Source organism: Flavobacterium sp. (assembly GCF_044360715.1).
Classification (GTDB): domain Bacteria; phylum Bacteroidota; class Bacteroidia; order Flavobacteriales; family Flavobacteriaceae; genus Flavobacterium.
This window is the reverse complement of the sequence record NZ_JBIKJY010000004.1, coordinates 105,254-116,512: the sequence shown is the minus strand read 5'-3', so window position 1 is coordinate 116,512 and position 11,259 is coordinate 105,254. Positions and strand designations below refer to the sequence as shown.

11 protein-coding genes are annotated in these 11,259 nt (G+C 32.4%); 4 read left to right on the top strand and 7 right to left on the bottom strand.

Going from position 1 to position 11,259, the window contains the following annotated elements; all coding sequences use genetic code 11:
* The 5 genes from ACIQ16_RS02465 to ACIQ16_RS02445 all read right to left on the bottom strand — a co-directional run.
* The coding region (locus ACIQ16_RS02465; RefSeq protein WP_396148393.1) for a sodium/solute symporter at positions 1-1,163 on the bottom strand (1,163 nt) is incomplete at its 3' end.
* Positions 1,164-1,233: 70 nt separating this feature from the next.
* Positions 1,234-2,259, bottom strand: a complete 1,026-nt coding sequence (gene galE, locus ACIQ16_RS02460) for a UDP-glucose 4-epimerase GalE (RefSeq protein WP_396148392.1) — start codon at positions 2,257-2,259, stop codon at positions 1,234-1,236.
* Positions 2,260-2,262: 3 nt separating this feature from the next.
* Positions 2,263-3,312: a UDP-glucose--hexose-1-phosphate uridylyltransferase gene (locus tag ACIQ16_RS02455; protein WP_396148391.1), complete on the bottom strand. Its 1,050-nt coding sequence runs from the start codon at positions 3,310-3,312 to the stop codon at positions 2,263-2,265.
* Between the two features lie 6 nt (positions 3,313-3,318).
* Positions 3,319-4,485: a galactokinase gene (galK, locus tag ACIQ16_RS02450; protein ID WP_396148390.1), complete on the bottom strand. Its 1,167-nt coding sequence runs from the start codon at positions 4,483-4,485 to the stop codon at positions 3,319-3,321.
* A gap of 20 nt (positions 4,486-4,505) precedes the next feature.
* Positions 4,506-5,549, bottom strand: a complete 1,044-nt coding sequence (locus ACIQ16_RS02445) for an aldose epimerase family protein (protein WP_396148389.1) — start codon at positions 5,547-5,549, stop codon at positions 4,506-4,508.
* Between the two features lie 100 nt (positions 5,550-5,649).
* Here ACIQ16_RS02445 and ACIQ16_RS02440 point away from each other — a divergent pair, with 100 nt between their 5' ends.
* The 4 genes from ACIQ16_RS02440 to der all read left to right on the top strand — a co-directional run bounded on the left by ACIQ16_RS02440 (position 5,650) and on the right by der (position 9,879).
* Positions 5,650-6,648 (top strand): GntR family transcriptional regulator, encoded by a 999-nt coding sequence (locus tag ACIQ16_RS02440; RefSeq protein WP_396148388.1) that lies wholly within the window; start codon positions 5,650-5,652, stop codon positions 6,646-6,648.
* A gap of 373 nt (positions 6,649-7,021) precedes the next feature.
* A complete protein-coding gene (locus ACIQ16_RS02435; RefSeq protein WP_396148387.1) occupies positions 7,022-7,474 on the top strand; it encodes a KTSC domain-containing protein in 453 nt (150 codons plus the stop codon).
* A gap of 78 nt (positions 7,475-7,552) precedes the next feature.
* Positions 7,553-8,437: a GTPase Era gene (era, locus tag ACIQ16_RS02430; RefSeq protein WP_396148386.1), complete on the top strand. Its 885-nt coding sequence runs from the start codon at positions 7,553-7,555 to the stop codon at positions 8,435-8,437.
* Positions 8,438-8,568: 131 nt separating this feature from the next.
* The gene (gene der, locus ACIQ16_RS02425) at positions 8,569-9,879 is read left to right on the top strand and encodes a ribosome biogenesis GTPase Der (protein ID WP_291242820.1); all 1,311 of its coding nucleotides are present in this window, start codon (positions 8,569-8,571) and stop codon (positions 9,877-9,879) included.
* A gap of 110 nt (positions 9,880-9,989) precedes the next feature.
* On the opposite strand, the gene ACIQ16_RS02420 is transcribed toward der, so the two are convergent.
* Both ACIQ16_RS02420 and ACIQ16_RS02415 read right to left on the bottom strand, forming a co-directional pair.
* Positions 9,990-10,799, bottom strand: coding sequence for a TPM domain-containing protein (locus ACIQ16_RS02420; RefSeq protein ID WP_396148385.1), 810 nt, complete (start codon positions 10,797-10,799; stop codon positions 9,990-9,992).
* A gap of 1 nt (position 10,800) precedes the next feature.
* Positions 10,801-11,241 (bottom strand): TPM domain-containing protein, encoded by a 441-nt coding sequence (locus ACIQ16_RS02415; RefSeq protein ID WP_396148384.1) that lies wholly within the window; start codon positions 11,239-11,241, stop codon positions 10,801-10,803.
* Between the last annotated feature and the right edge of the window lie 18 nt (positions 11,242-11,259).

Sequence of the window (11,259 nt, the reverse complement as noted above, 5' to 3'; positions counted from 1 at the left end):
ATTTTCTGTTCACTACAATCTACATCAATTTTTTTCTTGTAAATATCCAATGTAAAAATGGTAGCAATACTATTTACTTTTCCTGCCAATGAGGCAACAACTGCAGCGGTTAAAGCGGCAAATGATAAACCTTTTAACCCAACTGGCAATAAGTTTAACAATACTGGATAGGATCTATCTGGATTTAAAACGCCATCAGGACCTAGTAATTCTGTTTGCAAACCACCTTTTGTATAAATTACATAAGCAGCAATTCCAGGTAAAACAACAATAACAGGCATTAATAATTTTAAGAAAGCAGCGAATAGAATTCCGCTTCTAGCAGTTTTTAAATCAGCACCTAAAGCTCTTTGAGTTATATATTGATTACAACCCCAATAATTCAAGTTTACAATCCACATACCTCCTAATAAAACGGTAAGACCAGGTAAACTTGGAAAATTTGAACTGTCTTTTTTAAATATCATGTGGAAATGGTCGCCTGATTGATTCAACATATAATTGAATCCGTTTACCATTCCGTGTTGTCCATTTAATTCAGCTACTTTATCTAATGCTAAATAAGTAGTTACTAAACCACCAAAAATTAGGAAAACCACTTGAATGACATCGGTATAACCGATAACTTTCATACCTCCTAAAGAAATAATAATTGCAAAGAATGCCAGACCATACATGCACAAATCAAGATTAATACCTGAAATTCCGTTAATTGCTAATGCCCCAAGGTATAGGATAGAAGTTAAATTAACAATTATATACAATAACAACCAGAAAACAGCCATAATCATAGCAATATCTCCGTTATATCTTTGATTAAGGAACTGAGGCATTGTATATATCTTATTTTTTAGGTAAACAGGAATAAAAAACACAGCTACAATAATTAACGTCAATGCAGACATCCATTCATAGCTTGCAATAGCCAATCCCATTTTAAACCCATTGCCTGACATGGCAATAAATTGCTCAGACGAAATGTTAGAAGCAATTAAGGAAGTTCCAATAGCCCACCAAGTTAACGATCCTTCAGCCAAGAAGTAATCATGCGAAGCAGAGTTTTTGGCTGTTTGTTTTCGTTTGTAAATCCAATAGCCATATCCAGCTACTATGAAAAAGTAAACAAGAAAGACCATGTAGTCTGCAAATTGTAATGTATTCATAATTTTGGTTTTTTTAGGTTAATTAAATAAATAGTGTAAAAAAAATTTAATCTATTTTGATTTTAAGATTCTATTGAAAATTATTTTTTCTAATTTTCTGTTCCCAGTTCCAAGCGCTTTCCATTGCCTGATCCAAAGATGATGCTGTTTTCCAGCCCAAGATAGTATTCGCTTTATCTGTACTGGCATAAGCCATGGTAACATCTCCTTCTCTTCTGTCAACAATTTTATAAGGAAATGGTTTTCCGCTTACTTTTTCAAAGCTCGATATCACTTCAAGAACGGAGCTACCAATTCCTGTTCCCAAGTTGAAAATTTCAACTTTATCTTCATTTTTATTTTCTAAAAGACGTTCTAAAGCCACTACGTGTGCCTTCGCCAAATCGACTACGTGAATATAATCTCGAATACAAGTTCCATCAACAGTTGGATAATCGTTTCCATACACCATTAATTCCTTCCGCAACCCAATACCAGTCTGCGTAATGAATGGAACTAAATTCTGTGGAACACCAATTGGTAATTCTCCTATTTCAGCAGACGGGTGCGAACCAATTGGATTAAAATATCGCAATAAAATAGCGTTGATAGAACTCATTTTTGCAACATCACTTATAATTTCTTCACCAATTTGTTTGGTATTTCCATAAGGAGACATTGCGGGTTTGATAGGTGCAGATTCATCAATAGGCATTTCATCCGCCTGACCATAAACCGTACAGGAAGAACTGAAAATAAAGTGGGCTTCTGTTTTTTCTTGTAATTCTTGTAATAAATAAATCAGAGAAGCAATATTGTTTTCATAGTATAACAGTGGATTTTTAACGCTTTCACCTACAGCTTTTGAAGCTGCAAAGTGAATCACACTGCTCACATCATTGTGTTTTTTAAAAAAAGTTTGTACCGATGCTTTTTCCCTTAAATCTAATTTTTCAAATTGGGGTTCTTTACCAGTAATGGCTACAATACCTTTTAAAACAGATTCAGATGAATTGGAAAGATTGTCAATAATTACAACATCAAAACCTTTATTTTGTAATTCTACAACTGTGTGTGAACCGATAAATCCTAAACCTCCTGTTACTAATATTTTCATGTCTTATTTACTTTTATAATGTACATCAGATAAATCTCTTAACATTTTAGCGCTTTTTTCAGCCGTAATGTCTCTTTGAGATTCTCCCATCATTTCATATCCTACCATAAATTTTTTAACTGTTGCCGAACGCAATAAGGGTGGATAAAAGTGCATGTGAAATTGCCATTCTGGGTGAAGTTCCCCATCGGTTGGCGCTTGATGAATACCAGAAGAGTAGGGGAAAGAAGTCTCAAAAAGATTGTCGTATTTTATAGTTAATAATTTAAGAATACTAGCATAATCTTCAATTTCATCAAGAGTAAAATCTGTAATTTTTGTGATAGGACGCTTGCAAATAATCATCGTCTCAAATGGCCAAATGGCCCAAAAAGGAACTAAGGCAACAAAATTATTATTTTCAATGACAACGCGCTCTTTTAGTTTTAATTCTTCATTTAAATAGTCAATTAAAAGATTGCTTTTATTTTTATCAAAATAAGCTTTCAAACTATTTTGTGTTTTCTCTACTTGGGTTGGTATAGATGATTGTGCCCAAATTTGTCCATGTGGATGTGGATTGCTACACCCCATGACACTTCCTTTGTTTTCAAAAATTTGAACATAATTAATATAATCAACATTGCCCAAATCCGTATATTCACGTTGCCAAGTTCGAATAATTTCTTCGATAGTTGACAAATCCATTTCTGGCAAAGTGATATTGTGTTTTGGTGAAAAACAAATCACTCGTGAAATTCCTCTCTCTGGTTTTACTTTAAAGAAAGTAGCTTCCTTGCTTTCTTCAAATTCAATTTCTTCTTTTTTTAAAGCTGCAAAATCATTTTCAAAAACAAATGAACTAAGATACTTTGGATTCACTTCTCCATTAGCACGAACATTGCCCGGACACAGATAACAAGTTGCATCATATGTTGGTCTTTCATCATTAGCAACAGTTTCCTTTTGACCTTGCCAAGGACGTTTTGCTCTGTGTGGAGAAACCAAAACCCATTCGTTTATGAGCGGATTAAACCGTCGGTGCGGATCTTCGTAGATATCAAATTTTTTCATTATAAATTAGTTTTTATATAGTGAAGTTCCGTTAGAAACTTTTACATCGTATGTTATTAAATCTATTTTGAAATGTTCAGCATACAATGTGGTAAATTTCTCTTTTATTTTACTTTCACTTCCCTTTTTTACTAAATTGATGGTGCAACCTCCAAAGCCACCTCCCATTAACCGGGATCCAATTACATCCTCTTCGGCTTTTGCCAAATCTACCAGATAGTCTAATTCCGTGCAGCTTACTTCATAATCTTTAGACAATCCTTGATGGGTTTCAAACATTAATTTACCTAATGTTTCAATATCGCCTTTGTCGAGCGCAGTACAAGCTTGAATGACACGTTTTATTTCTTTTACGGCATATAAACTTCTTCTAAAGACATTATCCGTCATTTTAGATTTCAAACCAATTAATAATTCTTCATTACAATCTCTAAAGCTATTAATTTCAGGATAATTTTCATTTATAATACTTAATCCTTCTTCACATTCTATTCGTCTATTATTATATTCGGATGTAAATAATGAATGTTGCAAGTTACTATCAAATAAAATTAAAGAATAATTGGCAAAATCAGCATCGTGGTAAGTATAATCCAAAGTACGACAATCAATCTTTATTACTTTGTTTTCCAATCCCATAATACTAGAAAACTGATCCATGATGCCGCAATTAATTCCAACCCAGTGCTCAGCACTTTGCCCCATTAAAGCCATATCGATTGGTTTTATATCCAAATTAAACATTTTATTAATCCCAAATAAAAATCCACATTCTAAGGCTGCCGAAGAAGACAAACCAGAACCAATAGGAATATTACTACTAAAGACGCAGTTAAAACCGCCTATTTTGTATCCTTTTAATTTTAATTGAAATAAAACACCCCGTAAATAATTAGTCCAAACGATATCGCTAATTGTTTCTTCTTTTGTAACGTCTATTTTTAGTGATTCATTCAGATCAATCGCATGAATTTTTGCGGTATTTGAATTGTTTTTTTCGAATGCAAAACAAACTATTTTATCAATAGCTGCGGGTAACACATAACCATCATTATAATCAATGTGTTCGCCAATAATATTAATTCTTCCCGGGGAAAGAACTATTTTATCGGGTACATTTCCAAATTTAGCTTTAAAAAAATCAGTTGTGTCTTTAATTAAAATCGCATTCATTATTTATAATTTGTTTTTTTTTATTTAATTTCTTGAAATTTATACCTAGTCTTATGTTGATATACTTCATCTTTTCTCAAAACAGAGTCAGGAAAATGATCGTGATTAGGTGCGTCAGGAAAATTTTGAGTTTCAAAACAAATCCCGCTCAAATTGTGATAATCTGTATTTTCCTTTCCTTTTATTTCATTATTACAATTTCCTCCCACATAAATATGCACAGCCGGTTGATTTGTATAAACCAACATTTCTAAATTATTTTTAGGGCTGAAAAGTGAAGCCGAGAATTTCTCACCATCATTCAAAACAAAAGTGGAATCTATTTTTTGAGGGCATTTTTTAGCTTGGTTAAAATTAAAAGGGTTGTTTTCTAAATTCAGAAATTGACCCGTTGGAATAGTATGTTCATTGGTTTCCAATATTTTATTGGAATTAATTGACAAATCCTGTTCAAGAATAGTGGAATTATGACCATCAAGATTAAAATAACTATGATGTGTCAAGTTTATTATTGTATCCTCCGATGAAGTGGCAACGTACTCAATAATCAATTCATTTTCTTCCGATAAAGTGTAGGTCAAATCTATCGATAAATCACCAGGGTAATTTTCTTCCCCATCGGGACTGAAATAACTTAACGTTATAGATGGATTTTCCCCTTCATTAACATTTTTAATCTCCCATTGTTTTTGGCTAAAGCCAATATTTCCACCATGCAAGGAGTGCCCATTATTATTGTTATTTAAATCAATCGATTTGCCGTTCAATCTAAAAGCACTATTATTAATTCTGCCAGCAAAACGCCCTACCGTGGCTCCAAAATACGGCGCACTATTTATATTAAAGGAATTTAAATAGGCTTCCAAAGTATCGAAACCCAAGACCACGTCAATAAAATTGCCATTTTTCAAGGGTATTTTTAATGAGGTTATCGTAGCACCAAAAGTGATAACATTCAAGTGCATTCCGTTTTTATTGGTTAAATCACAGGATTTGACTGCAGTTCCATCAGGTATATGCCCAAAGAATTTAATTTTAGAACTAGTATTTAAAAATGAATTCATAATGCTCTTCAAAAATTTATATAATTCAAATATAATTTAAATATCATTATTTTACACACTAGTACCTACCAGTTTATGTATATTTGTAAAATTTTTAATTATGAAATTTATTAATATTCAAAATAATCTAGGCATACCTAAGTATAAACAAATTATTTACTCTATTGAAAAAACTATTGTAAAAGGACTTTTGAAAAAAGATGATAAACTTCCATCTATAAATAAAGTATGCCTTGAGTTTTCTATTTCCCGTGATACCGTGCTTCTGGCTTATGAAGAATTAAAAAAGCGAGGTATTATATATTCTATTCTTGGTAAAGGCTACTATATAAAAACCATTGAGGTAAAAGTAAAAAAAAGGATTTTTTTACTTTTTGATGAGCTTAATATTTTTAAGGAAGATCTTTATAATTCTTTTATAGAAAATATTGGAATGAATACTCAGGTTGATATTTTTTTTCATCATTTTAATCTTCAAGTTTTTCAAAAACTAATTAATGACAGCAATGGAAACTACACTAAATATATCATTATGCCAACAAATTTAGATGGGGCGGCTGCGATAATAAAAACCCTACCAGTTGACGATGTTTATATATTAGACCAAACAAATAATGAGTTAAAATCATTTCCTGCGGTATATCAAAATCACAAGAAAGATATTTATAATGGCTTAGAAAGGGGTAAAACTAAATTAAACAAGTACGAAAAACTAAACATGATTTTCCCGGGCTTTAGAGAACCCGTAGGAATGAAAATTGGCTTCAAAAAATTCTGTGAAGACTTCGGATTTAGCTATATGGTTATTACTGAGTTTAAAGACCGTAAAATAATAAAAGGCGAAGTTTATATAATTCCTGACGACAGGGATTTAGTAAAAGTGATTGAAAAATCCAAGTTACAAAATTTAATTCTTGGTGTAGATTTCGGAATCATATCTTATAACGAAACTCCATTAAAAAAAGTGGTCGAAAACGGCATTACAACGATATCTACAGATTTTGTAGCGATGGGAAAAATTCTAGCCCAAATGATTTTGAATGGAAAAAAGGAACAAATAGAAAATAAAAGCAACTTGATTATTCGTCGCTCTTTATAATAATACCTTAAGTTTAACCAATAGAAATTTTATCATCCACAACTAATTCTAAGGCATATTTTTAGCAAAATCAGCTAAGAATTTTAAGATTGGGTTTGAGAATAAGTCAATAGGGTCCATTGTCGTACCAAAAACCTCTAAATTTCTTTAGAGGTTTTTTGGGCTTCATAAAACATCAAAAACTGCTCATAATCTCTTAGCAAATTGTTCGAGATGCTGTCTGAAAGGGCTACTAAGCAAGCCATTCAAAATTGAGTGGCTTTTTTTATGTAATTAATTCAATAATAAATGATTATGTTTTGGTGTTGTTTTGATTTTTCTTGTGAAATTAAAGAATAAATCACTACTTTTGCACTTTTATTTTCAAAATTATATGACTACACAGAAAATTATTGGGTACAGAAAGTTACTTAATGTTACCAGAGATGCAACATTAAAAGAATTAAAAACAATATATAGAAATAGTATGAAGGAAGATCATCCTGATACTATTGCAGATCCAGTTGAACGTTTAGCAGCTGAAGAAAGAAGTAAAAACATTATTGAAGCCTACCACTTTTTAGTAAGTATCGCTCCAGAAACAAGAGAGAAAGTTAAGGCCGAATACTTAGCTACAACTACAACTTCACAAATTGCCGATTTTTATATGGACAAAGGTGTTTTGTATATTAGCTTTGCAGATGGAAGTAAATTCGAATACTTTGGTGTGCCAAGAAACACATATGTGAAAATGGTAAACGCTGAATCACCTGGTCGTTTTGCTCGTCGTCACATTTATAACGAATTCACTTACCGTAGCGCTAGTAAATTAGTTGCGGCAGAATAACTTTCTAACATAATATTGTAAAAAAAGCCATTCCAAAACGAGTGGCTTTTTTATGTACCTTTGTAAAAAATAAAATATATGTCGCATAAAGCAGGTTTTGTAAATATAATCGGAAACCCAAACGTTGGAAAATCTACCTTAATGAATGCTATGGTAGGCGAGAAGTTGTCTATCATCACAAGTAAGGCACAAACCACACGTCACAGAATTTTCGGAATTGTAAATGATGAAGACTATCAAATCGTGTTTTCTGATACACCTGGGATTATTAAACCCGCTTACGATTTACAAACCAGTATGATGGATTTTGTTAAAAGTGCTTTTTCTGATGCCGATATTTTAATCTATATGGTTGAAATTGGAGAAAAAGAATTAAAAGACGAAGACTTTTTCAACAAAATTATCAATGCTAAAATTCCAGTATTACTTTTGTTAAATAAAATTGATAAATCCAATCAAGAATTATTAGAAGAACAGGTACAAACTTGGCAAGCAAAGGTTCCAAATGCAGAAATTTTCCCAATTTCGGCTTTAGAAAACTTTAATGTAAAAGAAGCGTTGAACAGAATTGTAGAATTGTTACCAGTTTCACCACCATATTATCCAAAAGATGCGTTAACTGATAAACCAGAACGTTTTTTTGTAAATGAAACCATTCGTGAGAAAATTTTATTAAACTATGATAAAGAAATTCCGTACGCAGTTGAGGTGGAAACCGAAGAGTTTTTGGAAGACGAAAAAATCATAAGAATTCGTTCTATCATTATGGTAGAACGCGATACACAAAAAGGAATTATTATCGGACATAAAGGTGCAGCCCTAAAAAAAGTAGGAATGCAGGCTCGTGCCGATTTAGAATTGTTTTTCGATAAACAAATACACATTGAAATTTTCGTAAAAGTGAATAAAGATTGGCGAAATAACGCCTTTCAATTACGAAGATTTGGATACAACCAAAAGTAATTACAAATAATTAGTTTACAGAATTTAGTAGTTAGTTTGGAGCAATGCGTTTTGTATTACTTACAAAAACTCCTAACTATTAACCCTAAACTCGCAACTTTTAAACTATCTTTGCACAAAATATAAGAATAATGAATAATATTGTAGCCATAGTAGGAAGACCAAATGTAGGAAAATCTACGCTTTTTAATCGTTTAATCCAACGTAGAGATGCCATTGTCGACTCTGTGAGTGGCGTTACGCGTGATAGAAATTATGGAAAAAGTGAGTGGAATGGAAAAGAATTTTCTGTAATTGATACAGGTGGATACATTAAAGGTTCTGATGATATTTTTGAAGGCGAAATTAGAAAACAAGTAGAATTAGCAATAGATGAGTGCGATGCCATTATTTTTATGGTAGATGTAGAAGAAGGCATTACGCCAATGGATGATGAAGTGGCTAAATTATTACGTAAGGTTACTAAACCAGTTTTATTAGCCGTGAACAAAGTTGATAATTCGAAACGTGTTACTGATGCGTTAGAGTTTTATAATTTAGGATTGGGCGAATATTTCACTATAGGCGCTATGAATGGAAGTGGAACAGGTGAGTTATTAGATAAATTAGTAGAAGTTTTACCTGAAATGCCAGAAGCCGTTGAAGATGAAAATCCATTACCTCGTTTTGCTGTAGTAGGTCGTCCAAATGCTGGAAAATCCTCTATTATTAATGCCTTAATAGGTGAAGATAGATTTGTGGTTACAGACATTGCTGGAACTACTCGTGATGCCATTGATACCACTTATAATCGTTTTGGTTTCGAATTTAACTTGGTAGATACTGCCGGAATTAGAAGAAAAGCGAAAGTAAAAGAAGATTTAGAGTTTTATTCTGTAATGCGTTCGGTACGTGCCATTGAGCATTCTGATGTTTGTATTTTAGTGATTGATGCCACTCGTGGTTTTGAAGGACAAGACCAAAGTATTTTTTGGTTGGCCGAAAAAAACAGAAAAGGAATTGTAATTTTAGTTAACAAATGGGATTTAGTGGAAAAAGATACTATGACCGCAAGAGATTACGAACGTAAAATTCGTGAGCAAATTCAACCGTTTACAGATGTGCCAATTCTATTTGTATCTGCATTAGAAAAACAACGTTTATTAAAAGGATTAGAAACTGCTGTTGAGGTTTTTGAAAATAGAAAACAAAAAGTGCCAACATCAAAATTCAACGATTTAATGTTGCCAATTATTGAAAACCAACCGCCACCAGCACTAAAAGGGAAGTATGTAAAAATTAAATATTGTATGCAATTGCCTACTCCGGTGCCACAATTTGTATTTTTTGCCAACTTACCGCAATATGTAAAAGACCCATACAAACGTTTTATCGAAAATAAATTGCGAGAAAACTACAATTTTAGTGGTGTCCCAATAGATATTTACTTCAGACAGAAATAAAAAAAACCGATAAGTGATTATCGGTTTTTTTGTATTAGAACCTCTCAAGGTTTTATGTTTTTTAAAAGTTTTTAAACTGTACACTAAAAACGGCCAACTGATTACTAAATCTACCAACTTCCACCTGCACCTCCACCAGAAAATCCGCCGCCGCCAAATCCACCACCAAATCCTCCGCCAAATCCACCACCAGATGATGAACCACCGCCAAAACTACCGCCGCTTCGACCCAAACTACTTAATATAATAATATCCATTAAGTCGGGACCGCCAAATCCTCCTGAATTGCCGCCGTTTTTTCCTTTGTTTTTAGAGGCTATGATTAAGAATACTATTACACCAATAATTATAATAAGCATCGGTATACCACTTCCTTTTTCTTTTTTTCGTTCGCCTTTGTATTTTCCTGTTAAAACTTTAAAAATGGCATCAGTACCTTTGTCTAATCCATTATAATAATTTCCTGTTTTAAATTCCGGAATTATAACATTTCTAACAATTTCACCAGTCATACCGGCTACAAGTAGTACTTCGGTTCCATAACCTGGAGAAATCCAAATTTTACGATCGTTTTTTGAAAGCAAAATTACAATTCCATTATCTTTTTCAGCATCTCCAATCCCCCAAGCTTCTCCCCAATTTGGCGTTAAAGTTTGGATATTGTCTCCGTTTAAATCTTCAATAATAATGGCAACAATTTGTGTAGAAGTGGAATCAGAATATCTAACTAATTTTTCTTCTAATTGTGTTTTTTCAACGTCAGATAAAAGTTTTGCATAATCATAAACTGAAGTTTGTAAACTGGGTTTTTCAGGAATTGTAAATTGTCCTAACGAAAATTGAGAAAACAATAAAAAAGCAAAAAAGGCAATACAACTACTACTTTTTAGAATTTGGAATTTAAATTTTCGAATTTCCATATTAACCTTTTGAAATTTCATTAGACAATTCATTTGTGTCGGTTTCATCATCATATGGAAAATGTTTTTTCAATTGTATGCCAGCTTCTAAAATCCCTTTAATTAAACCTTCTTTATATTGTCCAGCTTTGAATTTCTCAATCACTACATCTTTAGTAGAATTCCAAAAATCGGGTGCTACTAAATCATTAATACCTTTATCACCAAGAATTGCAAAACTCTTTGTTTGTGTGCAAATGTAAAAAAGCACCCCGTTTTTCAATTCGGTGGCATCCATTTTAAGGACATGAAAAACCTCTTTTGCTCTTTCCATTGAAGGTTTGGTGCTATTTTCTTCAATATGTACACGAATTTCACCCGAAGTGTTTTTTTCGGCAATTACAATTGCGGCAACAATTTCTTGTTCTTCAGTTTTAGATAAAAAAGCCGTATTTTCTGACATTATTTTGTGTGTTTTACT

What these genes read in the sequence shown, in the direction of transcription:
- galE (WP_396148392.1), bottom strand. Translation starts at nt 2,259, where the DNA reads ATGAAAATATTAGTAACAGGAGGTTTAGGATTTATCGGTTCACACACA.
- ACIQ16_RS02455 (WP_396148391.1), bottom strand. Translation starts at nt 3,312, where the DNA reads ATGAAAAAATTTGATATCTACGAAGATCCGCACCGACGGTTTAATCCG.
- galK (WP_396148390.1), bottom strand. Translation starts at nt 4,485, where the DNA reads ATGAATGCGATTTTAATTAAAGACACAACTGATTTTTTTAAAGCTAAA.
- ACIQ16_RS02445 (WP_396148389.1), bottom strand. Translation starts at nt 5,549, where the DNA reads ATGAATTCATTTTTAAATACTAGTTCTAAAATTAAATTCTTTGGGCAT.
- ACIQ16_RS02440 (WP_396148388.1), top strand. Translation starts at nt 5,650, where the DNA reads ATGAAATTTATTAATATTCAAAATAATCTAGGCATACCTAAGTATAAA.
- ACIQ16_RS02435 (WP_396148387.1), top strand. Translation starts at nt 7,022, where the DNA reads ATGACTACACAGAAAATTATTGGGTACAGAAAGTTACTTAATGTTACC.
- era (WP_396148386.1), top strand. Translation starts at nt 7,553, where the DNA reads ATGTCGCATAAAGCAGGTTTTGTAAATATAATCGGAAACCCAAACGTT.
- der (WP_291242820.1), top strand. Translation starts at nt 8,569, where the DNA reads ATGAATAATATTGTAGCCATAGTAGGAAGACCAAATGTAGGAAAATCT.
- ACIQ16_RS02420 (WP_396148385.1), bottom strand. Translation starts at nt 10,799, where the DNA reads ATGGAAATTCGAAAATTTAAATTCCAAATTCTAAAAAGTAGTAGTTGT.
- ACIQ16_RS02415 (WP_396148384.1), bottom strand. Translation starts at nt 11,241, where the DNA reads ATGTCAGAAAATACGGCTTTTTTATCTAAAACTGAAGAACAAGAAATT.